This is a genomic window from Thalassovita gelatinovora (assembly GCF_001458355.1).
Taxonomy (GTDB): Bacteria; Pseudomonadota; Alphaproteobacteria; order Rhodobacterales; family Rhodobacteraceae; genus Thalassobius; species Thalassobius gelatinovorus.
On sequence record NZ_CYSA01000003.1, the window covers coordinates 107,410 to 131,275 of the forward strand.

22 protein-coding genes and 1 pseudogene are annotated in these 23,866 nt (G+C 55.2%); 12 read left to right on the forward strand and 11 right to left on the reverse strand.

Going from position 1 to position 23,866, the window contains the following annotated elements:
- The first annotated feature begins 157 nt into the window (after positions 1 to 157).
- The 5 genes from dusB to ntrX all read left to right on the forward strand — a co-directional run bounded on the left by dusB (position 158) and on the right by ntrX (position 7,405).
- Complete coding sequence (gene dusB, locus TG4357_RS00875; RefSeq protein ID WP_058260984.1) at positions 158 to 1,141, forward strand: tRNA dihydrouridine synthase DusB; 984 nt, start codon at positions 158 to 160, stop codon at positions 1,139 to 1,141.
- A complete protein-coding gene (locus tag TG4357_RS00880) occupies positions 1,138 to 2,235 on the forward strand; it encodes a two-component system sensor histidine kinase NtrB (RefSeq protein ID WP_058260985.1) in 1,098 nt (365 codons plus the stop codon). The genes dusB and TG4357_RS00880 overlap by 4 nt, the downstream gene beginning before the upstream one ends.
- A complete protein-coding gene (locus tag TG4357_RS00885; RefSeq protein ID WP_058260986.1) occupies positions 2,235 to 3,605 on the forward strand; it encodes a response regulator in 1,371 nt (456 codons plus the stop codon). Before TG4357_RS00880 ends, TG4357_RS00885 begins: the two co-directional genes overlap by 1 nt.
- Before the next feature lie 173 nt (positions 3,606 to 3,778).
- Positions 3,779 to 5,959, forward strand: coding sequence for a sensor histidine kinase NtrY-like (locus TG4357_RS00890; RefSeq protein WP_082644040.1), 2,181 nt, complete (start codon positions 3,779 to 3,781; stop codon positions 5,957 to 5,959).
- Between the two features lie 30 nt (positions 5,960 to 5,989).
- Positions 5,990 to 7,405 carry a nitrogen assimilation response regulator NtrX gene (gene ntrX / locus TG4357_RS00895; RefSeq protein WP_058260988.1) on the forward strand — a complete coding sequence of 472 codons (1,416 nt, stop codon included), beginning with the start codon at positions 5,990 to 5,992 and terminating at the stop codon, positions 7,403 to 7,405.
- 62 nt (positions 7,406 to 7,467) lie between these two features.
- On the opposite strand, the gene TG4357_RS00900 is transcribed toward ntrX, so the two are convergent.
- The 5 genes and pseudogenes from TG4357_RS00900 to TG4357_RS00920 all read right to left on the reverse strand — a co-directional run bounded on the left by TG4357_RS00900 (position 7,468) and on the right by TG4357_RS00920 (position 12,087).
- Positions 7,468 to 7,656: a YgaP family membrane protein gene (locus TG4357_RS00900; protein WP_058260989.1), complete on the reverse strand. Its 189-nt coding sequence runs from the start codon at positions 7,654 to 7,656 to the stop codon at positions 7,468 to 7,470.
- Between the two features lie 69 nt (positions 7,657 to 7,725).
- Positions 7,726 to 8,598, reverse strand: a complete 873-nt coding sequence (gene mmsB / locus TG4357_RS19960) for a 3-hydroxyisobutyrate dehydrogenase (RefSeq protein ID WP_058261149.1) — start codon at positions 8,596 to 8,598, stop codon at positions 7,726 to 7,728.
- Positions 8,599 to 8,694: 96 nt separating this feature from the next.
- Positions 8,695 to 9,642: pseudogene (locus tag TG4357_RS19965) on the reverse strand (enoyl-CoA hydratase/isomerase family protein); the annotation flags it as partial.
- On the reverse strand, positions 9,639 to 10,784 hold the full coding sequence (locus TG4357_RS00915; RefSeq protein WP_058260990.1) for an acyl-CoA dehydrogenase family protein: 1,146 nt from the start codon (positions 10,782 to 10,784) through the stop codon (positions 9,639 to 9,641). The gene TG4357_RS00915 and the pseudogene TG4357_RS19965, both read right to left, overlap by 4 nt.
- 169 nt (positions 10,785 to 10,953) lie before the next feature.
- Entirely contained in the window at positions 10,954 to 12,087 is a 1,134-nt protein-coding gene (locus tag TG4357_RS00920) for a carboxylate-amine ligase (protein ID WP_058260991.1), read from the reverse strand.
- A 160-nt stretch (positions 12,088 to 12,247) separates the two neighbouring features.
- Between TG4357_RS00920 and TG4357_RS00925 the strand changes: the two genes are divergently transcribed.
- On the forward strand, positions 12,248 to 12,709 hold the full coding sequence (locus TG4357_RS00925) for a DsrE family protein (RefSeq protein WP_074646786.1): 462 nt from the start codon (positions 12,248 to 12,250) through the stop codon (positions 12,707 to 12,709).
- A 74-nt stretch (positions 12,710 to 12,783) separates the two neighbouring features.
- Here TG4357_RS00925 and TG4357_RS00930 read toward each other — a convergent pair whose 3' ends face one another.
- The 3 genes from TG4357_RS00930 to TG4357_RS00940 form a co-directional block, all read right to left on the reverse strand.
- Positions 12,784 to 13,224 (reverse strand): hypothetical protein, encoded by a 441-nt coding sequence (locus TG4357_RS00930; RefSeq protein ID WP_058260992.1) that lies wholly within the window; start codon positions 13,222 to 13,224, stop codon positions 12,784 to 12,786.
- A gap of 88 nt (positions 13,225 to 13,312) precedes the next feature.
- Positions 13,313 to 13,732, reverse strand: a complete 420-nt coding sequence (locus TG4357_RS00935) for a hypothetical protein (RefSeq protein WP_058260993.1) — start codon at positions 13,730 to 13,732, stop codon at positions 13,313 to 13,315.
- A gap of 81 nt (positions 13,733 to 13,813) precedes the next feature.
- The gene (locus tag TG4357_RS00940; protein WP_058260994.1) at positions 13,814 to 15,313 is read right to left on the reverse strand and encodes a CoA-acylating methylmalonate-semialdehyde dehydrogenase; all 1,500 of its coding nucleotides are present in this window, start codon (positions 15,311 to 15,313) and stop codon (positions 13,814 to 13,816) included.
- A 105-nt stretch (positions 15,314 to 15,418) separates the two neighbouring features.
- Here TG4357_RS00940 and TG4357_RS00945 point away from each other — a divergent pair, with 105 nt between their 5' ends.
- The 4 genes from TG4357_RS00945 to TG4357_RS00960 all read left to right on the forward strand — a co-directional run bounded on the left by TG4357_RS00945 (position 15,419) and on the right by TG4357_RS00960 (position 17,885).
- A complete protein-coding gene (locus TG4357_RS00945; protein ID WP_058260995.1) occupies positions 15,419 to 16,309 on the forward strand; it encodes a LysR family transcriptional regulator in 891 nt (296 codons plus the stop codon).
- A gap of 58 nt (positions 16,310 to 16,367) precedes the next feature.
- Entirely contained in the window at positions 16,368 to 16,802 is a 435-nt protein-coding gene (locus tag TG4357_RS00950; protein WP_058260996.1) for a CBS domain-containing protein, read from the forward strand.
- A 92-nt stretch (positions 16,803 to 16,894) separates the two neighbouring features.
- Positions 16,895 to 17,389 carry a pantetheine-phosphate adenylyltransferase gene (coaD, locus tag TG4357_RS00955; protein ID WP_058260997.1) on the forward strand — a complete coding sequence of 165 codons (495 nt, stop codon included), beginning with the start codon at positions 16,895 to 16,897 and terminating at the stop codon, positions 17,387 to 17,389.
- Between the two features lie 4 nt (positions 17,390 to 17,393).
- Positions 17,394 to 17,885, forward strand: a complete 492-nt coding sequence (locus TG4357_RS00960; protein WP_058260998.1) for a hypothetical protein — start codon at positions 17,394 to 17,396, stop codon at positions 17,883 to 17,885.
- Here the strand turns inward: TG4357_RS00960 and TG4357_RS00965 are convergent.
- The 3 genes from TG4357_RS00965 to gap all read right to left on the reverse strand — a co-directional run bounded on the left by TG4357_RS00965 (position 17,835) and on the right by gap (position 20,124).
- Positions 17,835 to 18,821, reverse strand: a complete 987-nt coding sequence (locus TG4357_RS00965; protein ID WP_058260999.1) for an alpha/beta fold hydrolase — start codon at positions 18,819 to 18,821, stop codon at positions 17,835 to 17,837. The genes TG4357_RS00960 and TG4357_RS00965 overlap by 51 nt on opposite strands.
- An 85-nt stretch (positions 18,822 to 18,906) precedes the next feature.
- Positions 18,907 to 19,050 carry a hypothetical protein gene (locus TG4357_RS19620; RefSeq protein WP_058261000.1) on the reverse strand — a complete coding sequence of 48 codons (144 nt, stop codon included), beginning with the start codon at positions 19,048 to 19,050 and terminating at the stop codon, positions 18,907 to 18,909.
- Positions 19,051 to 19,077: 27 nt separating this feature from the next.
- Positions 19,078 to 20,124: a type I glyceraldehyde-3-phosphate dehydrogenase gene (gene gap / locus TG4357_RS00975; RefSeq protein WP_058261001.1), complete on the reverse strand. Its 1,047-nt coding sequence runs from the start codon at positions 20,122 to 20,124 to the stop codon at positions 19,078 to 19,080.
- Between the two features lie 191 nt (positions 20,125 to 20,315).
- Between gap and TG4357_RS00980 the strand changes: the two genes are divergently transcribed.
- Both TG4357_RS00980 and TG4357_RS00985 read left to right on the forward strand, forming a co-directional pair.
- Positions 20,316 to 21,275 carry a DUF808 domain-containing protein gene (locus tag TG4357_RS00980; protein ID WP_058261002.1) on the forward strand — a complete coding sequence of 320 codons (960 nt, stop codon included), beginning with the start codon at positions 20,316 to 20,318 and terminating at the stop codon, positions 21,273 to 21,275.
- 477 nt (positions 21,276 to 21,752) lie between these two features.
- Positions 21,753 to 23,801, forward strand: coding sequence for a HAMP domain-containing methyl-accepting chemotaxis protein (locus TG4357_RS00985; protein WP_058261003.1), 2,049 nt, complete (start codon positions 21,753 to 21,755; stop codon positions 23,799 to 23,801).
- Positions 23,802 to 23,866: the final 65 nt, after the last annotated feature.

A 23,866-nucleotide genomic window follows, 5' to 3' on the forward strand; every position in this document is an offset into this window, starting at 1 on the left:
AGGTGTTGTGAACCCGAAGGGCAATCCATCCGATGGATGCGGCCTGAATGCCCAATAATTAGGCGAACATAAGGGCGCAGGTATAAAACTGGGCGGGTTTCATTGATGCTGCCTCGGTACTGAGGTAGCCAGAGGCAAATGCACAAGGATTAGGCATGTGTCTCTGACGCTCGCTGACAACATTCTCTCTCCCCCGGTTTTCTTGGCTCCGCTGGCAGGAATTACTGATTTGCCGTTCCGTGATCTGGTGGCAAGTTTCGGTGCTGGGCTGGTGGTTAGTGAAATGGTCGCCAGTCAGGAAATGGTGCAGGCCAAGCCCGGTGTGCGGGAACGGGCCGAACTTGGTTTTGAAAAGGCCAACACCGCTGTTCAGTTGGCCGGGCGTGACCCTGAATGGATGGCGCTGGCCGCACGCATGGTCGAAGACAACGGCGCCCGGATCATCGACATCAATATGGGATGCCCGGCAAAGAAGGTGGTGAATGGCTACTCCGGGTCGGCTTTGCTGAAAGATCTGGACCATGCCCTGACCCTGATCGAAGCCGTCGTGGATGCGGTTGATCTTCCGGTTACGCTCAAGACTCGTCTCGGTTGGGACGATGATTTGCTAAATGCGCCAGAATTGGCGAAACGGGCCGAAGATGCAGGTATCCGCATGATCACCATTCATGGCCGTACCCGGTGCCAGTTTTACAAAGGCCGCGCCGATTGGGCGGCGATCCGGGCGGTAAAAGATGCGGTGTCGATTCCGGTCATCGCCAATGGGGATATCTGTTCGGCCGATGATGCCCGCCGGGCGATGGCACAATCCGGTGCCGACGGGGTGATGATCGGGCGCGGCGCGCAGGGGCGGCCGTGGCTGTTGGCGCAGGTGGCCGCCGATTTATTCGGTCATACGCCACCGCATATACCAAAAGGACGGGAACTGGCCGATATGGTGGTCGCCCATTACCAGGCGATGTTGGATTTCTACGGTCTGGATTTGGGCCTGCGCGTCGCGCGTAAACATCTGGGCTGGTACATGGACGCAGCCGGAACCGGGTCTGGCCGTCGCCGTACCATTCTGACGCAACGCGACCCGGCAAGGGTAATCGTTGAATTGTCTGAAGCGATGTTAGAATCGGAGCAAGAAGCGGCATGATTGAAGATGACGAAGACAATATGATTTGGTCGTCTCTCCCGATCCCGGGCGTGATCGTCGACCCACAGGACAAGATCACCGATATCAATTCGGCAGCGGAAGGTTTCCTGAATGCGTCCTCGAAGACAATTATAGGCGAACCGCTCTGGGATCGGGTCATGATAGATGCACCGCTTGAAGAAGCTTTTGAGCGTGCCCGAAGCAGCAATTCCCCGCTTTTCGTCAACGATGTGGATGTCGGCACCGGCAGCCGGGCACCGTTGCACTGCAACTTGCAGATTGCGCCGTTGCAGGGCCGGCCCGGATACATGATTTTCCTGATTTCCCCGCGCGAATTGGCCGGTCGCATGACCCAAAGCCATTCGGTGAAATCGGCAGCAAAATCGGCTATCGGCATGGCCGAAATGTTGGCGCATGAGATCAAGAACCCCTTGGCAGGCATCACCGGGGCGGCACAGTTGCTGTCAATGAGCCTGAGCGCCGAAGATATGGAACTGACCGATCTGATCGTGGCCGAAAGCCGCCGTATCGTGAAGCTGTTGGAACAAGTGGAACAGTTTGGAAATCTGAGCGAACCGCACCGGGTTCCGGTCAATGTCCATGATGTGCTGGATCGTGCTCGCCGTTCCTCCTTACTAGGGGTCGGGGCGCATATGAAGATCGTCGAAGATTACGATCCGTCGCTTCCCATGGCGATGGGCGATCCCGATCAACTGCTTCAAGTGGTTTTGAACTTGATTAAGAACGCCTCGGAAGCGGCGGATAAAAAGGGCGGAACCATTCGCCTGCACACTTTCTATGAACATTCCTTCCGGCTGCGTCGCGCTGATGGCACCGGGCAATCGTTACCTTTGCAGATTGAAATCATCGATGACGGTCCCGGCCTTCCTGACGATATCAAGGGCGATATATTCGATCCCTTCGTGTCGGGGCGTGAAAACGGCACCGGATTGGGCTTGGCCTTGGTTAGCAAAATCATATCCGACCATGACGGATGGATATCCGTCGATTCCGTGCCCGGTCGCACGGTGTTTAAAATTTCCCTTCCAATGGCGCCCGACCCCGCTCGGCGCAATAAAAAGGAGAGCAGCTAATGGACGGTACAGTCCTTGTCGCAGATGATGATCGTACGATCCGTACGGTTTTAACTCAGGCCCTGACGCGGGCGGGATGCAAGGTGCACGCCACGTCGTCGCTGACCACGCTGATGCGATGGGTAGGCGAAGGCAAAGGCGATGTGGTGATTTCGGATGTGATGATGCCAGACGGCAATGGGTTGGAAATGCTGCCCAAGATTGCTCAGGATCGCCCCGGCCTGCCGGTCATCGTGATTTCAGCCCAAAACACGATCATGACCGCCATTCAGGCGGCCGAGGCAGAAGCCTATGATTATCTTCCCAAGCCATTCGATCTTCCCGACCTGATGAAGCGGACCGCCAAGGCGCTGGAACAGCGCCGCCGTGCTTCTCCTGCGGCCCAGGTAGAGCAGGAAAAAGAACGTCCCGACGATCTGCCTCTGGTCGGACGTACGGCCGCGATGCAGTCGCTTTACCGGTTGGTTGCGCGGGTGATGAATACCGACCTGCCGGTGCTGATCGCTGGGGAATCGGGTACCGGAAAGTCTTTGATCGCCCGGGCGATTCACGACTTTTCCGACCGCCGCACCTTGCCCTTCATCACCGTTACAGCGGCCGATTTGCAAGATATCGAAGGCCCGGCACGGGTTCTGGCACGGGTCAAGGGGGGGACGGTTCTTTTCGATGAAATCGGCGATGTCGACGCGGACATTCAAGCCCGTATCGTGCGGATGATGGACAATCCCGGCGATCACGTTCCCCGATTCATGGCCACCAGCCAGAACGATCTGTCCGACGCGCTGGACAAGGGGAAGATGCGGCAGGATCTCTACTACCGCCTCAGCGGTGCCACGATTCAGGTGCCGTCATTACGCGAACGGGTTGAAGACATCCCGCTTCTGGCAGAACATTTTCTGCTGCGCGCCGAACGTGACGGGGCGCCATCGCGCAGCTTGTCGTCGGAAGCTGTGGAATTGATGCGCGCCTATAGCTGGCCGGGCAATGTTCGGCAGTTGGAAAACGCGGTGCGGCGATTGGTTCTGACCTCGCGGGCAGAAGAAATCACCCGGTCCGAAGTTGAAATGGTGTTGGGGAACCAACCCGAAATGGAACCGGTTCTTGGAAGTGGCGATACTGAAAAATTGTCGGCCTCGGTTGCACGGCATTTGCGCCGCTATTTCGACCTGCATGGCAACATGTTGCCGCCGCCTGGCTTGCATGCGCGGATACTGCGGGAAGTCGAACAGCCGCTTATTGAAATCGCACTGGAAGCGACCGGCGGAAATCAGGCGAAATGTGCCGATCTGCTGGGTATAAACCGAAATACGCTGCGCAAGAAGATCAACGATCTGGATATTCGCGTGACACGCCGACGCAAATTGATGTAAAACCGCAACATAACGTGGCATATAGGCGTCTAAAACGCCTTGGCCCGCAAAATTAGCGGTAAGCCGCGCATAGCGGCACATCAGGAAGAGGGCAGCGGGTGGCAACCCGGGCACATAAAAAACGCGGCTGGGCGAAAATCAGTAGATTGCGGCGTCAGCGCCGGGTTCAAACCATGGCTACGATCGGTCTTGTGGTTCTTGGCCCGGTTTTGGCGATCGCAACGTTCATGATTCTGGGCCCCCTGGATCAGGGTGCCGCCTCGACCAGCCTGCGGATGATCCTGCTGGCCGATTTCGTTTATGTTTTATTGGTGGCGGCGTTGGTTCTGCAACGGATCGTGGCGCTGGTTTCGGCACGGCGGGCCCAATCGGCAGGATCGCGGTTGCACATGCGGTTGACTGGTGCTTTTGCCATTCTGGCGCTGCTTCCGACTGTAACGGTAGCCATCTTTGCCGCCCTTACCGTGAATATTGGGCTTGAGGGGTGGTTTTCCGATCGGGTGCGGCAAGTCGTCGGAACCTCGCTGGAAGCGGCACAGGCCTATGAGGGTGAACACCGACGCGATCTGACCGTCGATGTCGAAGCGTTGGCAGCCCATATCAACCAGACCAGTAAAACCACCTTCTTCATGACCGATGCCGATATCCGTCAGGTTCTGACATCGGGACAGACACAGATTCAGCGCGGGTTACGAGAAGCCTATGTCATTGACGGAACCGGTGAAATCCGCGCCCGTGGCGACCGATCCTATTTGTTCGATTTTGAACGACCGACACCGGACCAGATTGAACTGGCCAGTTCCGAAGGCGTTCAGATCATTGAGGATTGGGCCAATAACGAATTCCGCGCCCTAGTGCGGCTTGATGCCTTTGTCGACCGGTTTCTCTATGTCAGCCGTGCCGTAGACGGCGAACTGCTGAGCCTGTTGGACGATACGCAGGAAACCGCGCAATTCTATCAACAACTCGAAAGCGAACGGGGCAGGGTCCTGTTTGAATTCGGTCTGATCTATCTGGGCTTCGCGGTGATCCTGATTCTGGCGGCGATCTGGCTGGGGCTGTGGTTCGCCGAACGGCTGTCGCGTCCGGTCGGGCGGCTGACCGGTGCGGCGCAGCGCGTTGGTGCAGGCGATCTGGATGTGCAGGTGGTCGAAGAAGAAGGCGATGACGAAATCGCCATGCTGAGCCGCTATTTCAATCAGATGACCCGTCAGTTGAAGGGGCAAAGAGACACGCTGCTGAAAACTACCCACCAGATCGAACGCCGCCGTCGGCTGTTTGATTCCGTGCTCAGTTCGGTTACATCGGGCGTGGTCGGGCTTGATTCCGACGGCCGGGTGACCTTCGTCAATCGGTCAGCCGAACGCTTGCTTGATTGGAACGAAGACCAGCAGTCAGTGGTACTTTCCGTCGCGGTGCCGGAATTCAGCACTTTGTTCGCACGGTTGCAATACAGCGAACTGCATTCGGTGCAGGAAGAAATCAAAGTGACTCGGGGGGGGCAGTTGGAAAACCTGCTGGTGCGAATGGCCACCCGGTATAACGAAGACGGTTTGCTGGAAGGCTATGTTGTCGCCTTTGATGATGTCAGCGATCTGGTCACGGCACAAAGGATGGCCGCTTGGGGCGATGTGGCGCGTCGTATTGCCCATGAAATCAAGAACCCGCTGACCCCGATTCAGCTGTCCGCCGAACGGATCAAACGTAAGTTCAGCTGTCAACTTGACCCTTCAGAGGCCGAAGGACTGGAACAGTTGACCGAAGTAATTGTTCGTCAAACCAATGACTTGAGGCGCATTGTTGATGAATTTTCAAAGTTTGCCCGGATGCCAGAACCCGAACGGCGGCCCGAAAGCCTGACGCAGTTGATCAAGGATGCGGTCCTGTTGCAACAATCCGGTCAGCCTGATGTCGAATTCGTCACCGATCTGACCGAAGATTCTTTGCTGACCGAACTGGATGCAACGATGATCCATCAGGCCCTGACAAATCTATTGAAGAATGCCGGGGAAGCAATTGAAAGCTATGTGAATTCCAATGATATAACGGGGTATCGCGGGGTCATTCAGATCAGTAGTAAAATCGAGGGCCGCAGTGCTGTTTTACGGATCAGCGACAATGGTATCGGCCTACCCGAAGACCGGTCCCGGCTTTTCGAACCCTATGTGACCACACGATCGGAAGGCACCGGACTTGGGCTTCCGATTGTGAAGAAGATCATCGAAGAACATGGTGGCACTCTCATCCTTGAGGATGCGCCGGTGTTTGATCCCAACCAACCCAATGCCCACGCGGGTGCAATGGCTGTGATCCGGATTTCGCTGAGCGAAGCCCGGGACAAGGCCGCTGAATAAGCAAAATAACAAGATACATTTGAGGACGACATGAGTGATATTTTGATCGTGGACGACGAAAAGGACATTCGGGAACTTATCTCGGATATTCTTCAGGACGAAGGTTTCACAACCCGCTTGGCTGGCACCTCCGATCAGGCGATGAGCGAAATAAATCGCGAACCACCGTCGCTGCTGATCCTCGATATCTGGCTGAAGGACAGCAAAATGGACGGAATTGATATTCTCAAGACCGTCAAGCGCGACAATCCAGATGTCCCTGTGGTGATCATTTCCGGCCACGGCAACATCGAAATCGCGGTCGCTGCGATCAAGCAGGGGGCCTATGATTTCATCGAGAAGCCATTCAACATCGATCAGTTGTTGGTGGTGATCCGGCGGGCAATGGAAACGGCGCGGTTGCGGCGGGAAAATCAGCTGTTGCGCCGAAATGATTTCCAAAACGCTGAAATGATCGGGAATTCGGCGTCGTTCCGGGCAATGATCGGACAATTGGAAAAGGTGACCAAATCCAACGGCAGGGTGATGCTGTCGGGTCCGTCCGGCGTCGGTAAGGAAGTTGCTGCGCGCTATATTCATGCGCATTCCAACCGCTCCGACGGGCCGTTCGTGACCGTGGGTTGCGCCACCATCGAACCGGAACGAATGGAAGAGGTCCTTTTTGGTCGTGAAACACCGGAACGCGGGGTCGAACCGGGATTGCTGGAACAGGCCCATGGCGGCGTAATCTATTTCGATGAAGTGGCCGACATGCCTCCCGGATCGCAATCAAAGATTTTGCGCGTGTTGGTCGATCCGCAATTTCAGCGTGTCGGTGGTGCTGACAAGGTCCGGGTCGATCTGCGGGTGATTTCTTCAACCAGTCGCGATTTGGATTCCGAAATTAATGCCGGGCGGTTTCGTCAGGAATTGTATCATCGGCTCAACGTTGTGCCGATCGCGGTCCCGTCGTTGGAGGAACGGCGGGAAGATATTCCCGTTCTGGCGGCATATTTTATTGAAAACCTGAACAAATCCCAAGGATTACCACAACGTATCCTGAGCGAAGACGCCGCTGCTTTGATGCAAACGATGGTGTGGCCAGGCAATGTGCGCCAGCTACGCAACCTGATCGAACGGGTCTTGATTCTGGGCGAGGGCAGCGGTCCGATCGAAGCCAGAGAATTGCCCGCTAGCGAAGAAAACACCGCCGAGGAAGACCGGGTCGTTCTGACAGGGTCGTTGGCCACCTTGCCGCTGCGCGAAGCGCGTGAAGTGTTCGAACGGGAATATCTGCTGACCCAGATCAATCGCTTTGGCGGCAATATCAGCCGTACAGCGAATTTCGTCGGGATGGAACGCAGCGCCTTGCATCGCAAGCTGAAATCACTCGGGGTGGTAACCACCAGCAAATCCGGCGCCCGGGTGGCGCGGGTGGAAAAAATGGAAGAAGAAGAGACCGAATAAAACGGCCCCGCCCTTGTTGCAAGGGCGGGGCCTAATCCGAGCCGTACAAGACCGGTCTTGGGCTATTTCCGGGGGCAGGTGGATATGCCGAAGATCGAATAGATCAAGCAGCTTCCCATCAGCCCCGTGGCCAAGGGGATCACCCCGATCCACATCCACATTCCATAGCCCATCAATGCGCCAAAAATCAAAAGCGCACCGATCACGATACGCAGAATCTTGTCAACCGAACCAACATTTTTTCCAAACATTTAAAAGCTCCAATCATATTCTTCATATTTACCTTATCTGAATATGCTCGGGGTCGAATATGATATGGATCAATCGCGCCCGCGGTTTTCGAACCGGGGCAGCATGGCACTGAAATCCATGCCTTTACCACCTTCGTTTTCGACGAACTGTTCATATAGCGCCTTGGCCATTTGCCCCATCGGCGTGTCAGCATCCACCGATTCTGCCGCCTGTTGTGACAACCGCAGATCCTTCAGCATCAATTCCGAGGCAAACCCGGGTTTGTAATCGTTGTCTGCTGGTGATTGCGGCCCGACACCGGGGGCCGGACAATAAGCGTTCATCGTCCAGCTATAGCCGGACGAAGTCGATACCACATCGAACATCTTCTGCCGGTCCAGTCCCAACTTGTCGGCCAAGGCAAAGGCTTCGCAGGTCGCGATCATGGTGACGCCCAAAATCATGTTGTTGCAGATCTTGGCCGCTTGTCCGGCTCCTGAAGCACCGCAATGCACCGCCTTTTGCCCCATGATGGCAAACAAGGGTTCGACCGTGGCGAAAGCCTCTGCGCCGCCGCCAACCATGAAGGTCAAGGTTCCGGCCATCGCGCCGCCAACGCCGCCCGAAACAGGCGCGTCCAGCGCGCCCAGACCCGCAGCGTCGGCCAGAGTCGCCACGGCGCGGGCACTATCCACGTCAACAGTGGAACAATCGCACAACACCGCGCCTTGTCGCATCGCCGGGATGATCTGATCTGCGACGGATCGCAGGATATCACCGTTTGGCAGCATCGTGATGACAACATCAACGCCATTAACTGCGGCTGTGGCACTATCGGCCTTGCTGACGCCTTCGGGCATGGGGGCGGTCAGGTCGAAGCCCGTCACCTCATGCCCCGCCTTGACCAAATTGGCGGCCATTGGCCCACCCATATTGCCCAACCCGATGAATCCGATCTTCATGGTCTTCTCCTCCTTGAAACTCAGTGTATCTTTGCCCAATGGCATCAGCATTTTCGAAACGGCGATGGCGGGCAGGCTGTCATGCTCATGACGCCATTGCGGATTGCGATCCTTGTCGATGATCTGCGCCCGGATACCTTCGAGAAAATCGCCATGTTCCATGATCCGGTGCGACACCCGGTATTCCATTTCCAACGCTTTGCGGATGGTGAGCGACGGGCCGCGCAGACGGTGGATCATTTCGATCGTTACCGCCATCGACAGTGGCGCGTTGCGCATCAGGGTTTTCAGCGTCTTGGCTGCGAAATCGCTGTCCGATGCGCGCAGGAGGTTCAGCACATCTTGCAGTGCTTCGCCGCCGAACAGGCCGTCGATATCGTCCTGTTGCGTGGCCATCGGGCTTTCAGGGGCAGGGGATGCCATATTGGTCAACACTGCGATGTCGCCGGTTTCACAAAGCCGGGCAATCAGGTCGGGCCAACGGTCCTGCGGGATGAAATGATCGGCGAAACCTGCATAGATCGCATCACCGGGCCCCATCCGTGCAGCGGTCAGGCCCAGATATTCGCCCAATCGGCCCGGTGCACGCGCCAGCAGGAAACTGCCGCCGACATCGGGCACGAAACCGATGCCGCATTCCGGCATTGAAATCTGCGACGTTTCACAGACCACCCGGTGGCTGACATGACCACCAAGCCCAACGCCGCCGCCCATCGTGAAACCCTGCATCAAACTTATGATCGGCTTGGGATATTCCGCCAGCTTGGCATTCATCCGGTATTCGTCGCGCCAGAATTTACGGCCGTAATCGAAATCGCCCGCAATCCCGGTGCGATACATTTCGGCAATGTCGCCGCCAGCGCAGAACGCCTTGTCGCCCTCGGCATCAATCACGATCAACGCGACATCGTCATTTTCCCGCCAGGCATCCAACGCCTTTTCAGTGGCCATGCACATGTCATAGCTAAGCGCATTCAGAGCTTTGGACCGGGTCAGGGTGATATGACCGACCCGGCCTTCGATACGGATAGAGATGTCACTCATGCGCGGTCGCTCAGCAATTGACGCGCCACGATCAGGCGCATGATTTCATTGGTGCCTTCAAGGATTTCATGAACTCGCAAATCGCGCACGATCTTTTCGATACCGTAATCGGACAGGTAGCCATAACCGCCATGCAGTTGCAGGCATTGATTGGCGACTTTTGATCCGGTTTCGGTGACGAAACGCTTGGCCATGGCGCAGAATTTGGTGGCATCCGGTGCGCCCTGATCCAGTTTCCATGCCGCTTGCCGCAGGAAAATCCTTGCGGCCTGCATTTCTGTTTCCATATCAGCCAGACGGAATTGAAGCGCCTGAAACTGGTCGATGGATTTTCCGAAGGCTTTGCGTTCGCCCATATAGGTCAGGGTTTTGTCCAAGGCAGATTGTGCCGCCCCCAGTGAACAGGCCGAAATGTTCAGCCGCCCGCCATCAAGCCCCATCATCGCGTATTTGAACCCCTTGCCTTCTTCCCCGACAAGATTTTTGGCCGCAACGTTGCAATCGTCGAATTGCACCTGACGGGTGGGTTGGCTTTTCCAACCCATCTTGTCTTCCAACCCACCAAAGCTGAGCCCGTCAGCGCCATTTTCGACGACCACGGTGGAAATACCCTTGGGGCCGTCATTGCTTGTCCGGCACATCACGACGTAAGCATCCGAATAGCCGCCACCGGAAATGAACGCCTTGGTCCCGTTCAGCACATACCCATCATTGCTGCGTTCGGCCCGGGTTTTAAGGGCTGCCGCGTCGCTGCCCGATCCCGGTTCGGTCAGGCAGTAGGACAAAACCGTGTCCATGCTTATCGCCGGGGTCAGATAGCGGGACTTCACATCGTCGTTGCCGAAACTGTCCAGCATCTTGGCGCACATGTTGTGGATCGACAGGAAAGACGCGACCGATGCGCAGGACATCGACAACGCTTCGAAAATCAGCGCGGCATCCAACCGTGATAATCCCGAACCGCCGCTTTCCTCTGATACATATATACCACCGAATCCCAAGGCACCGACTTCGGTCCAAAGGTCTTTGGGGATGGTCCCTTGTCTTTCCCAGTCCAGCGCGAAGGGGGCGATTTTTTCTTCGCCGAACGCTTTCGCCATATCGAAAATGGCGGTTTGTTCCTCGGTCAGTGCGAAATCCATTCGTCTCCTCCCAAATGGCGTGTCTCAACGTTATTGAACGTATGTTTAATTATGAAATGCTACAGAAGTTTTGCAGGTTTCACCAGAGTATCTCTTGTTTCGGCAAAGTGTTTTCTGATGCGCCTGATGCATACAGATTTGGGCGATGGTAGGCGGCCACTTCGCGCAGTCAGAGATCGGCGTGATATTCTTCGATCAGATGTTTGACGACGCGTTTCAGAGCGTCTTGCTTCGTATCTTCGGCATGAATGGCGTCTTGATAAATCTGTCGTTGCACTTGGGCTGCGGTTCCCCGGTTCAGGATCAACCGGGCATTTTCCACCTCGGCGGTGCAATTCAGCGCGGCGGCATCTTCGGCAACGAGGGTTATCAATTCCTCCACCAGCGTATCGAAGGGGACGATTTCATGCGCGCCATAATCGATCAACCCGGATTCGACCCCGTATCGTTGTGCCCGCCACCGGTTTTCAGCAAGCAGGAAATTGTCATAGATGCGCCACCGCTGGTTCTTTTGTGACAAACGCCACAACATCCGGGTCAACGATTGGATCAGGGCGGCGAGGGTCAGCGTGGTTTCCAACCGGGGGGACACATCGCATATCCGCGCCTCGATGGTGGGGAACCGCGACGACGGGCGCAAATCCCACCAGATTTTCGAAGCGTCGTCGATCAATCCCATATCAACCAACGCGTGAACGGATCTGTCGAAACTGGACCAACTGTCAAATTGCGGCGGCAAGCCGGTGCGCGGCAGGTTGTCGAATACGGTCAAGCGGTAACAGGACAGACCGGTATCTTCTCCCTGCCAGAATGGCGACGAAGAACTGAGCGCCAGAAGATGCGGCAGAAAATACTTCAACTGGTTCATTAGATCGATACGCTGATCTTCATAAGCGATACCGACATGAACATGCATGCCACAGATCAACATGCGCCGCACCACACCGGCCAGATCGTCGCGCAAATGGTTATAGCGCTCCTTGTCGGTATGATGCTGATTGCGCCAATCCGAAAACGGATGGCAAGAAGCCGCGATCGGGGCAAGATTATAGTCTTTTGCCACCCGCGCCACTGTTGAACGCAGGCGTTTCAGATCGTCGCGCGCCTCGGCCACATTCGCGCAAACGCGGCTACCGATTTCCACCTGACATTCCAGAAATTCCGGGCTGAACTGGCCTTCCAATTCGGCACTGCAGCGGGTCATCAACTCGACCGGCGCGGGGGCAAGATCAAGGGTGTCGAGGTCAACCAACAGATATTCTTCTTCCACGCCAATGGTGAAATCAGGTTTGGGGATCGACATGCCGCTGGCTCCCGTTTTTGTCGGTATATTGAGGTGACTAGATCATGCTCACCGGGGCCGTGCAACCACAGCAACCTTCCAGCGCTGGAGGGTTTGATCTGTATCATGGTGGCTTTGACCGTCACAATGGAAAGTGCGGTTGCAACAAAGGAGTATTCTCATGAAAAGAATCACGATGGCTGTTTTGGCCATAGCGTTGATGGCGTTGACCATTTTCGCACCGGCTCAGCAAGCTTCTGCCGAGGAAGGCAAACTGGGTCTGTTCGTCAATTTGACCACAGATGACACTTGGGCCGCGTCCAAGGCGATCCATTTCGCCCATGCAAAGGCGCTTAAGAACGGGCACGAACCAGTGGTGCTTTGGCTGAATGTGCGCGGCGTTTATCTGGCCGACAAGAAGCGGGCAAGCCATGTGCCGGGCCTGATGCGCGACGCCGAAAAATCGATTCAGGATATGCTGAAAGATTTCATGGCCGATGGCGGCCAGGTGATCATGTGTCAGGCCTGTTCAAATGCGGCGGGGCTGACGCTGGAGGATTATATAGACGGTGTAACTATGGGTAGCTGGCCGGTTGTCGAAAAGTACCTGTTTGACCCGAACATGAAGACCCTATCCTGGTAAAGCAGGTTCAGAACTGGAACATCCCCGGCGCTTGCGCCGGGGCAAGGCATGTAAGAAACTGTCAACAACGCGATTTAAGATCTGCTATGGATCTGCCCCTCGGAGAATTCGCCTTCGATCAATGCGTCCCAAGTGTCCTGTTCGATCCCCAGATGGATCAACAATTCGATGTCGGATTTGAAAATCTGAAAGGTCACCTGCGGGTATCCATCCCATAGTCCGCGTAATAATTGCGCCATTGAAACGCTGGTTTCAGTGGGGGCCAGCACAACGATCCTACCACCATCGCGGGGGAAGTTGCTGCCGACTTTCATAACCTTGTCCGAACTGCGAGTCACATCGATCTTTATGGACTTCAGCTGAGACAGATCGAAAATGATGGTATCACTGCGTTCGAATTCTTTATCCGCAGTGAAGGTCGCCACCATGTCGTCCGCCTTGCCGAACTGGAAGGGATCCTCGAATCTGAGATAGAGGCAGCCATGTTGGGGAAGAAATCTATATCTGGCCGGCATGTGTTGTCCTAAATTTCGAGACACGGTCGACTGTTGTTCCAATCGGGGCCGCTATGGAGTTCTTTACTGCCACGCATTGGGGGCGTGATCAGGCCGTGTGTTCCAGCAGTTCTTCAAAACTTTTCATCTGCATACCGAGAATCGAAAGCGCGCCGGCTTCGGTATCCTGAATTACAGCGACAACACCGGGAAAAGGTTCCCAGCTGCGTTCGATCATCTGTGCGATCTTGCGGGTCAAAGGGGACGGCGCATAATAGACAGCCAGAGTTTGAACACCTTCAGCAAGGAACACATCGGCCTTGCGGGCCTGCAATTCCATCAACTTGGGAAAATCGCCGTCAAATCCGGTGACACAGGCAAGATCAATCAGTTGTTTCTGTCCTGGGCGGCAATCGGGATGGTGCGCATAGTCGTTGAACGTCGCAGCACTATCTGCGGTGTTGATGTTGCCTTCGTAACGGACATAGACCAATCCGCGAGGCGGTATGATGCGAAAACTGACGGACATAAAATGATGTTATCGTGTAAATACAAATAGTGAAGGGGGCATGAAGCATGCCCCCTTCAGAAAATTTCTCAGCGTTGCAGATCAGTCCATCGCCTTGAAGGCAAACTCGCCGCCATCCTTGATGCCCGAGAACCACCGCGCCGTGACGGTCTTGGTCTTGGTGTAGAAACGGAACGCGTCGGGGCCATATTGGTTCAAATCGCCAAAGGCCGACTTTTTCCATCCGCCAAAGGTGAAATAGCTCAGCGGAACCGGGATCGGGAAGTTGATGCCGACCATACCGACATTCACCTTGGCAGCAAAGTCGCGCGCGGTGTCACCATCGGCTGTATAGATCGAGGTGCCGTTACCGTAATTATTTTTCATGATCAGATCCAGCGCTTCATCATAGGACTGCGCACGCACCTGGCTCAGAACCGGGCCAAAGATTTCTTCTTTGTAGATATCCATGTCAGGGGTGACATTGTCGAACAGCGACGGACCTACAAAGAAGCCGTTTTCGTAGCCCTGCAGATTGAAATCGCGGCCATCGACCACCAGATTGGCGCCTTGATCCACGCCGCTATTGACCAAACCGTTGATCCGATCCCGCGCTTGGGCGGTGATGACCGGGCCGAAATCAACGTCGTCGCCTGCTGTATAGGGGCCGACTTTCAACGCCTCGATCCGCGGCACCAAACGTTCGATCAACGCATCTGCCGTCTTGTCACCAACCGGAACCGCGACCGAAATCGCCATGCAGCGTTCGCCTGCGGCGCCAAACCCGGCACCGACCAGAGCATCGGCGGCCTTGTCCATGTCGGCGTCGGGCATGATGATCATGTGGTTCTTTGCACCACCAAAACACTGGGCGCGTTTGCCATTGGTGGCGGCGCGGCCATAGATATACTGGGCGATCGGGGTCGAACCGACAAAGCCGACGGCCTGAATGGTGTCATTGTCGAGGATCGCATCGACGACTTCCTTATCACCGTTAACGACTTGCAGCACACCGTCGGGCAGACCCGCTTCTTTCAGCAGTTCGGCCAGCATCAAGGACGTGGTCGGGCAGCGTTCCGACGGTTTCAGGATCATCGCGTTGCCGCAAACCAGCGCCGGGGCCATTTTCCACAGCGGGATCATGGCAGGGAAGTTGAACGGGGTGATGCCGGCAACAACGCCAAGCGCCTGGCGCATCGAATAAAGGTCGATGCCCGGCCCGCCGTCATTCATGTATTCGCCCTTCAGCATGGCAGGGGCACCGATGCAGACTTCGACCACTTCCAGACCACGCTGCACGTCGCCACGGGCGTCAGGCAGGGTTTTCCCATGTTCGCGGCTCAATGTTTCGGCGAGCTTGTCCATGTTTTCGTTGATCAGTGCGGCGAATTTCATCATCACACGGGCGCGGCGTTGCGGGTTGGTGGCACCCCAGGCAACTTGTGCTGCGGCGGCTTTTTCGACCGCTGCATCCAGTTCAGCTTTGGTCGCCAGCGACACTTTAGCCTGAACCTCGCCGGTGGCGGGGTTATAGACATCGGAAAAGCGCCCCGAAGTCCCTTTGACTTCCGAGCCGTCGATATAGTGATGAATTTCTTGCATAGCACATCTCCATTGCGGGTTTGGCGTTACAATAGGCTTGCAAATTTCGTCTGAAAAGACTGAAATTATCAAAAAGATTTTGCAATATTGCAGGATGAGGGAAGAATGAATTGGGATGATCTAAAGGTTTTTCTGGCCGTAGCGCGCTTTGAAAGCCTATCAGCGGCAGGGCGTGAATTGAAGGTTGATCCGGCGACGGTTGGCCGACGTATCGCGCGGCTGGAAGAAAAACTGGGCGCACCCCTGTTTGGGAAATCACCTCAGGGCTATGCCATGACGGATGCCGGGCAGAGGCTTTTGACCCATGCGGAACGCGCCGAACAGGCAACAGCCGGTGCGGTGGAAGAATTGGCCGGACAAGCGGGCGATCTGTCGGGCCAGATTCGGATTGGTGCGCCGGATGGCTGCGCAAATTACCTGTTGCCGCAGGTCTGTTCCAAAATCATGGATGAAAACCCTAATCTAGAAATCCAGATCGTCGCGTTGCCGCGTGTGTTCAACCTGTCGAAACGCGAAGCAGATATGGCCATCGGGGTCAGCCCACCGACTGCGGGGCGACTGACTGTGCAAAAGATCACCGATTACAAACTGCATCTGGCCGCAGCGCGGCGATATCTAATCAAGCATCCAAAGATAAATTCCATCGAGGATTTGAAAGGCCATCGGGTTATTGGTTATATTCCTGATCTCATTTTCGACAAGGAACTGGATTATCTGGGCGAAGTCGGTGTCGACCTTGTCAACTTGGCTTCGAATTCGGTTTCGGTACAGTTCAATTGGGTGCGCAACGCTTGCGGGGTAGGCGTCGTGCATGATTTTGCCATTCCGTTCGGGCGCGGTATTCGCAAGGTCCTTACCGACGAGTTGAGCTTGACGCGAAGTTTCTATTTGATCCGTCACGCCGATGATCGGCGGCTGGAACGGCTGAACCGGTTTGCGGTCTTGCTTGGCGACGGTTTGCGCACCGAAGTGGCCCGGCTTGAAGCCATGACTTGACAGGTTGTCGCAGCTGGGTGACGCTTGGAACGTAATGTTATTGCGGAGGAGGCCCGCCATGCTTGTCCATCAGATTTTGAAAGCCAAAGGAGACGACGGTGTTGTCACTGTAAAACCGGGTACACCGGTTTCGGATGTGGCAAAGATATTGGCGGAACGCAGGATTGGCGGGATCGTAGTGTCCAAGGATGGCCAAAACGCCGAAGGAATCATTTCCGAACGCGACATCGTGCGGGCGCTGGCCGTGAAGGGGGCCATTTGCATGCAGGAAAACGTCGAAGACATGATGACCCGCAATCCGGTTTGCTGTACCCGAAACGATAACGCCGATCACGTTCTGACCCAGATGACCGAAGGTCGATTTCGCCATATGCCCGTCGTCGAAGACGGTGTTTTGATTGGGATTGTTACCATCGGCGATATGGTCAAGGCGCGGCTGGAAGAGCTTTCCATGGAACGAAATGCGCTCGAAGGCATGATCATGGGGCATTAACGCTGCGAAAAGCGTTATTCTCTCTTGCATTCTGCGGCGCAATATTATTGCGTGCACTCAACTTAAAACGCCGTGTTTAAAGGGGGAGTTCCATGCGCATAGGCCTTTATCCGGGTACGTTCGATCCAATCACTTTGGGGCATATCGATATTATCCGCAGATCGGCTACGTTGGTCGACCGTTTGGTGATCGGGGTTGCAATCAACCGCGATAAGGGACCGCTTTTCACGCTGGAAGAACGCGTTGAAATGATCGAAATGGAAATTGCTCGGTTGCAGCAGGAAACTGGCGTGGAAATCGTGGTTCACCCGTTCGAAAATCTGCTCATCAACTGCGCTCATGATGTTGGCGCACAGATGATCGTACGCGGCCTGAGGGCTGTTGCTGACTTCGAATACGAATTCCAGATGGTTGGCATGAACCGTGCATTGGACAGTTCAGTCGAGACAGTGTTCCTGATGGCGGAAGCGAAGCATCAGGCCATTGCCTCGAAACTGGTCAAGGAAATAGCACGGCTCGACGGCGACGTTACCAAATTCGTCACTCCCACGGTAAAGGAGAGGCTGCGAGCCAAACTAGATAAGTGAGGCAATGCGACAGTCTTCTCAGGCGGTTGAAAACGAAGTCATCCTGGGTATTCCCCGCAAACGCATGGTGCTGTGGCTGACCATCGCGCCAATGATCCTGATGCTATGTTGGGTCAGCTGGAGCGTATCCAAAAACCGTTATGTGGTTACTGCCGAAATGGTGGAAATGGATGCGCCCAGCGAATGCTGGGCGGCCAGTGATGGCGGGATTTTCAGCGATGCCCGCGACGCCTTTCGAAGTCGCCAACCGTTGCGCCCGTATCTGGGGTTTTGCGGTGTGGCACGCACAACGATGGGGGATTTCGCGCTGCCCCCCAGCAAACCGCAGCCTTGGTTGGGGCAAAAACGGTCCGATATCTACACCCGGTTAAATCCGGGGTGTAAATACGATCTGATCGTAATTAGCCCGAATGGCCGGCCAACGGAACGTAACCGGGGCAGGGGATCACCCAATCCGCCCCTGATCCGACGGATCCTGTTCACCTATCCCTGCTAGCCCTGCTTCGGCGTCGCGAATGAAGCTTTCGCAGGTCTCCGGCTGGGTAACCGGCAACATATGCCCGCCTTCGATCAGCGTCAGGCTGATTTTCGGGTTTTGCCGGGCGAATTCTGTGCCGTGCAAAGCGGGATCAAGAATTCGATCGTCACGGGCGAACAGCACAGAAACCGGCACCGGCAATTGAGCGTATTTACTGTTCATCCATTTAAGGTCCCTAGCCGACGCCAAAAAGTCCCGGCAGGTGTTGCGAAAGGAAACCGGTCGCAACCCCAACAAGCCGCCACCTTGAACGGAATAGGCTTTGGGGACCGTTTCCGGGCCGAAGGTATAATCGAGAACCATATTGGTATTGCGGATGCTCATCGGAATAGCGAGCGTCCAGCTCAGCAAGAAACGCTTAAGGTGCGATGTGACCGTGAGCCCCTTAAATGGCGGTGCAACTTCGCCGCCACGCATCGTGAGTGGGGCGAGTAGCGCGAGACCTTTGGTTTTCATGGGGAAATCCAACGCCAGGCAGAGTGAAATCGCACCGCCCAGTGAATGCCCGACAACCAATGGCTGATCGAGGCCCAGCGCATCGATCAGTTCGACGATCTGGGCAGCTTGGGCGCGTGGGTTGGCGGGTGTTTCATCTTCGCGTTCCGACCACCCCATACCGGGGCGGTCAAGTGCGATGACCCGGTGGTCGCGGGCAAGCCCATCAATCAGTCCCATATCAAAATTGCCAAGCTGTGCGCCCAGCCCGTGGATCAGCACAATCGCCGGTCCTTCACCCCTGTCGACATAATGTTGCTGACCAATCGAGGTTGTAATAAATGCGCCGCGTGGCGGGATGGCTTTTTCAACCCGACGTTTGATCAGCCAGGTCTTCACCGGCAACCAACCTATGGCGCCAAACAGACCAAACGCCGCCAATCCAATGATCCAAACCACAAGCTCTCTCCCTTAAATCCCTGACAAGATGCTAGGGGCAGGGCGGGCTGCTTGCTACTGGTTGAACGGAAAACGTCACGTCAGTTCAACGCCAGAAAGCCAGCCATTCCAACATGTCGGCAAACTTCTTGGCCACGAAAAGCAGGTTGTCGCCACCTGTCAAAACGAAATCGCCGCCGATCAGGGCGGCGATCAAAATACCAAGTCCAATGGCAATATGGTCAGTCATAAGTCCAAGGGTCCGGATGAAATGGCGTTAGACCAATTCATGCCGGACTGCGTCGTTCGGTGCAACCTCAGACTTCAAGAGCTTTCCCATGGCCACCGCCACATCCGCCATCCGGCACGAGAAACCCCATTCATTGTCGTACCAGCTCAGCACCCTCACCAGACGGCCACCGGTCACTTTGGTTTGATCGGCCGCAAAGATCGAGCTGGCCTCGGTGTGGTTGAAATCAATCGACACTTTCGGTTCGGTATCATATTCAAGAATACCTTTCATCGCTCCATGCGCAGCTTCGGCGATGATGGCGTTGACTTCTTCTTCGGTCACGTCGCGGGCAGCGATGAAGGTCAGGTCCACTGCCGATACATTCGGGGTCGGGACCCGCATGGCGGAGCCGTCCAATTTGCCCTTCAGCTTCGGCAACACCTCCCCAAGCGCCTTGGCGGCCCCGGTCGATGTCGGGATCATCGACATCGCCGCAGCGCGGGCGCGATACAGGTCGTTATGACGACGATCCAGCGTCGGCTGATCACCGGTATAGGAATGGATCGTGGTCATGATGCCGCTTTCGATCCCGATCTTGTCATCCAACACCTTGGCCAGTGGTGCCAGGCAATTGGTGGTGCAGGACCCGTTCGAAATCATCACGTCGCCAGCGGTCAGTTGATCATCGTTAACGCCCATCACGATGGTTTTCTGCACATTCTTGGCGGGGGCAGAAATCAGAACCGATTTTGCACCGCGGTCGATGTGCTTCTTGGCTTTTTCGCCATCGTTGAAATTTCCGGTGCATTCCAGCACCACATCGACGCCGGACCAGTCCAGTTCATCCATGTCATAGGTCGACATCACTTCGAAACGACCACGGCCAAGATCCATCCAACCCTCGCCGGTGGTCACTTCGCCGGGAAACCGCCCATGCACGGAATCGTAACGGATCAGGTGCGCCGCTGTGTCCAGTGGACCGGTTGCGTTGATCTTGACTACCTTGATATCTTCGCGCGCGCTTTCAGAAATATGAGAAAGGGTGCAGCGGCCGATGCGGCCAAATCCGTTGATGCCAACAGTGATGGTCATGGAACATGCTCCTGAAATACAAGGTTTAGGGGCGTATAGCTGTACCCGGACCCAGCGTGAAGATGAAAATATTATGTTTGGCAGCATGTTAGCGAAAACATTGCAGGGTTGCGCTAACGATAGGGCAGGGTTCGGGCTTGCCCCGTGCTGTACATCCACTAAGTTGGCGCTACCAATAGATGAGGTATATGATGAGCGGTCTTCTGGCGCTTTTGGATGATGTTGCCGCAATCGCAAAAGTGGCGGCGACCAGTGTTGACGATATTGCGGCGGCGGCATCGAAAGCCGGAACCAAGACCGCAGGCGTGATCATCGACGATGCCGCCGTGACACCAAAATACGTCGACGGTTTCGCACCATCGCGCGAATTGCCGATCATCTGGAAAATCGCCCGTGGATCGTTTTTCAACAAATTGGTAATTTTGCTTCCTGCGGCGTTGTTATTGTCGAATTTTGTTCCTTGGTTGATCACGCCGTTGTTGATGCTGGGCGGCAGTTATCTTTGTTTCGAAGGGGCGGAAAAAATATTTCACGCACTGTTCCCGCATGGTGACAAACATATCGAAAAAGACATGTCCGTGAACGATCCCGGCCATCTTGAACAGCAGAAGGTTCAGGGCGCGATCAAGACCGATTTCATCCTCTCGGCTGAAATCATGACCATCGCCCTGTCCGCGATCCCGGAAGGTCCACTTTGGATCGAAGCGGCTGCTTTGGCAACGGTCGGAGTCGCCGTAACCCTTGCGATCTACGGATCGGTGGCGTTGATCGTGAAAATGGACGATGTCGGGCTTTTTGTGGCGCAAAATGCGCGCACCGGAATCGGACAAGCCATCGGGCGCGGGTTGGTTAAATTCATGCCGGTACTGATGCGTATCCTATCCATCGTCGGTACCGCTGCAATGTTATGGGTTGGTGGATCGATCATGATCCATGGGCTGCATGATTTGGGTCTGCATCACCCCTATGAAGACATCCATCTTTTGGCTGAAACGGTCGCCCATCTCGTGGCAGAAACCTATCGCGGTTCGGTGCAATGGGGTGTAACGGCATTGTCTGATGGAATTCTGGGGCTGCTTTACGGGTTGATCCTGATCCCGATTTCTACCCGGGTTATTGGGCCGCTTTTTAGTAAGAAAATGCCACACTGATCTTTTCTTATGACGTTCACCCCAACGGAATTGCCTTCAACCCGACGCGATGACAACGCTCCGGGCGGGTGGCGCAATACTTGTTTCCGTATGGAACACCGGATGACCTGACCCAATTGAAAACTTGAACTAAACCGTATCAAACAATCTCAAAGCTCTGGAATTATGCAGAATGTAATTCCGCCTATCGGTAAATAACTTCAGCAACCTACCGTTTCTATTGGAAATCAATCCAAACAGGGAGCGCGTAATGCTGTTCGAAAACGATCCTTCCCCTTGATATCCGCCTGACGGTTGCACGCTTTCGATCACGCAACACCTAAGCTGTTAGGTGCTTGCGGTCGGACCACGTCAAAAGTCAGCAAAAACCAAAGGTCGTACTACCTTCTTGGGAGGAGGGCCGATCTTTCAAAATACCCACGGACAGACGCGCTGTCCTTGGGCGTGAAATATCACAGTGGTAATAAGGTTTATAATATGACCCTCAAACTCAAGTTAACCGCAGTTTTCGCCCTGGTGCTTCTGCTGGCCGCCGCAGGAATGGGGCTTGGCATCATGAAGATGGGGGCGCTCAAGGCAGAGTTTGACAATGTGCTGGATCGAAAGGTCCGCGGAGTGACGCTGGCCAACGAAATCGTCGCGCAATCGGTATCGGTCACGCGGAATGAAAAAAACATAATTCTTGCACCGTTGAAAAATGGAAAAGATGTTTTGGCAGCAGATACCGACAAACGTATTGCTGAAATAGAAAAGCTGGTGGCCGATCTGCGCGAGGTATCGGAAGCCGAAGAATTGACTTTGCTCGACGCCTTCGAGGCAGATTGGGAAAACTATCTACAGGCCAACAAGAAAGTTCAGGAATTTTCGAGTCTACAATCCATCCTGAAAGGCCGTCAAATTCTTCAAGAGAAAGAGGTGCTGACATATCAAACCTTGGCTGAGGCGTTGAAGAAAATGCAGGACCAATTGGTCTTGGAATCGAGCGGATCATCGGATTTTGACGGAAGCGATGAAATCGCTGTAATGGCGGTCGTAGAAGCCGAACTTCTGCGGGCCCGCGTCTATGTCTATAGCACGATGGCCTCTTCGGCCCAGCCCGATGTCGTCAAGAGCTTTGCCGACCTTACGCACCAACAAATCAAAGAATTACAAAGTGCCATCAGCGTTGCCGAACTGTCCTTGCCGGATGAATATTGGGATGCTTTGGTCGAATTCGAAAGTGCCATGGATGTTTGGCTGCTTGATGTTGAACAAGCGTTGGAAAAAGCGCTTGAAAATGGCGATTACGACGCGTTGACGATCAGCAACGGAATAGCAGCCGATGCGCAACGGGCAGCGGATACACAGCTCGCTGCTCTGGTCGGGCGGCTTCAAAGCCAAATGGATATGGCAAGAGAGAATGTCGCGACGACCTACGCGCTTAGCAAACAGATTCAGATCGGGGCACTTGTTGCGATGGTTCTCATCGCCGCAGCCGCTGCGTTGTTGATCGTCCGCGGCATCTATCATCAGCTCGGCGGCGAACCCGCCTATGCACAACAGGTGTTGCGCCAAATCGCCGATGGTAATCTTGAGGTCGACATCACGACCCGGTCCGGTGATCGTGACAGCGTTCTTGCGGCACTGGCAAACATGACCGACCGACTGAAATCTGTAGTCGGCGATGTCAGTGCGGCAGCACGCGGTGTTGCCTCGGGCAGTGAACAGATGTCAGCCAGCTCCGAACAGCTTAGTCAGGGGGCATCCGAACAGGCGGCGGCGTCCGAACAAACCTCGGCTTCGATCGAAGAAATGGCCGCTACCATCGGTCAAAACGCAGAGAATACCCTCCAGACAGAACAGATTGCCCGCAAGGCCGCAGCAGATGCTGAAACCAGCGGCAAAGCCGTCGGAGACGCGGTCAAAGCAATGGAAACCATCGCCGACAAGATTATGGTGATTCAGGAAATCGCCCGTCAGACCGATCTGTTGGCTCTCAATGCTGCGGTTGAGGCCGCACGAGCGGGTGATCACGGGCGCGGCTTTGCGGTCGTCGCCGCAGAAGTGCGCAAACTGGCAGAACGCTCACAAGAAGCTGCATCGGAAATTTCTGGCCTGTCGGGCGCGACGGTACAGTCGGCTCAGGCGGCGGGCGAACTGCTCAATAACCTCGTTCCCGACATCCAGAAAACGGCAGAGCTTGTCGGCGGCATTTCGTCGGCCAACGCCGAACTGAATATCGGCGCGGGACAGATCAGCGAGGCAATTCAACAGCTCGATACGGTAACGCAGCAGAACAGCATTGCGTCTGATGAAATGTCGATGGCCGCAACGGGGCTGTCGGAACAGGCCGAACGGCTGCAAGGAAGCATCAGTTTCTTTTCACTCGAAGGGACAAAAGACAAAGCAGCAGGGAACACCTTATCCGAAACGGTTGTAACCACCGCAGACACCATTGGAAAAGGATCGACCAAGGGTGTCGTGTTGGACATCTCGGAAGATGGCGATGCCGCGAAGGTCGACTTTATCCGCGTCGCCAACGGGTAGAATGGTCGCGTGAAGTCAGGGAACCGATCCGTATTCTTCCGTTGCCTAATCGGCCACGAACAAAA

What these genes read in the sequence shown, in the direction of transcription:
- TG4357_RS00880 (WP_058260985.1), top strand. Translation starts at nt 1,138, where the DNA reads ATGATTGAAGATGACGAAGACAATATGATTTGGTCGTCTCTCCCGATC.
- TG4357_RS00885 (WP_058260986.1), top strand. Translation starts at nt 2,235, where the DNA reads ATGGACGGTACAGTCCTTGTCGCAGATGATGATCGTACGATCCGTACG.
- TG4357_RS00890 (WP_082644040.1), top strand. Translation starts at nt 3,779, where the DNA reads ATGGCTACGATCGGTCTTGTGGTTCTTGGCCCGGTTTTGGCGATCGCA.
- ntrX (WP_058260988.1), top strand. Translation starts at nt 5,990, where the DNA reads ATGAGTGATATTTTGATCGTGGACGACGAAAAGGACATTCGGGAACTT.
- TG4357_RS00900 (WP_058260989.1), bottom strand. Translation starts at nt 7,656, where the DNA reads ATGTTTGGAAAAAATGTTGGTTCGGTTGACAAGATTCTGCGTATCGTG.
- mmsB (WP_058261149.1), bottom strand. Translation starts at nt 8,598, where the DNA reads ATGAAGATCGGATTCATCGGGTTGGGCAATATGGGTGGGCCAATGGCC.
- TG4357_RS00915 (WP_058260990.1), bottom strand. Translation starts at nt 10,784, where the DNA reads ATGGATTTCGCACTGACCGAGGAACAAACCGCCATTTTCGATATGGCG.
- TG4357_RS00920 (WP_058260991.1), bottom strand. Translation starts at nt 12,087, where the DNA reads ATGTCGATCCCCAAACCTGATTTCACCATTGGCGTGGAAGAAGAATAT.
- TG4357_RS00925 (WP_074646786.1), top strand. Translation starts at nt 12,248, where the DNA reads ATGAAAAGAATCACGATGGCTGTTTTGGCCATAGCGTTGATGGCGTTG.
- TG4357_RS00930 (WP_058260992.1), bottom strand. Translation starts at nt 13,224, where the DNA reads ATGCCGGCCAGATATAGATTTCTTCCCCAACATGGCTGCCTCTATCTC.
- TG4357_RS00935 (WP_058260993.1), bottom strand. Translation starts at nt 13,732, where the DNA reads ATGTCCGTCAGTTTTCGCATCATACCGCCTCGCGGATTGGTCTATGTC.
- TG4357_RS00940 (WP_058260994.1), bottom strand. Translation starts at nt 15,313, where the DNA reads ATGCAAGAAATTCATCACTATATCGACGGCTCGGAAGTCAAAGGGACT.
- TG4357_RS00945 (WP_058260995.1), top strand. Translation starts at nt 15,419, where the DNA reads ATGAATTGGGATGATCTAAAGGTTTTTCTGGCCGTAGCGCGCTTTGAA.
- TG4357_RS00950 (WP_058260996.1), top strand. Translation starts at nt 16,368, where the DNA reads ATGCTTGTCCATCAGATTTTGAAAGCCAAAGGAGACGACGGTGTTGTC.
- coaD (WP_058260997.1), top strand. Translation starts at nt 16,895, where the DNA reads ATGCGCATAGGCCTTTATCCGGGTACGTTCGATCCAATCACTTTGGGG.
- TG4357_RS00960 (WP_058260998.1), top strand. Translation starts at nt 17,394, where the DNA reads ATGCGACAGTCTTCTCAGGCGGTTGAAAACGAAGTCATCCTGGGTATT.
- TG4357_RS19620 (WP_058261000.1), bottom strand. Translation starts at nt 19,050, where the DNA reads ATGACTGACCATATTGCCATTGGACTTGGTATTTTGATCGCCGCCCTG.
- gap (WP_058261001.1), bottom strand. Translation starts at nt 20,124, where the DNA reads ATGACCATCACTGTTGGCATCAACGGATTTGGCCGCATCGGCCGCTGC.
- TG4357_RS00980 (WP_058261002.1), top strand. Translation starts at nt 20,316, where the DNA reads ATGAGCGGTCTTCTGGCGCTTTTGGATGATGTTGCCGCAATCGCAAAA.
- TG4357_RS00985 (WP_058261003.1), top strand. Translation starts at nt 21,753, where the DNA reads ATGACCCTCAAACTCAAGTTAACCGCAGTTTTCGCCCTGGTGCTTCTG.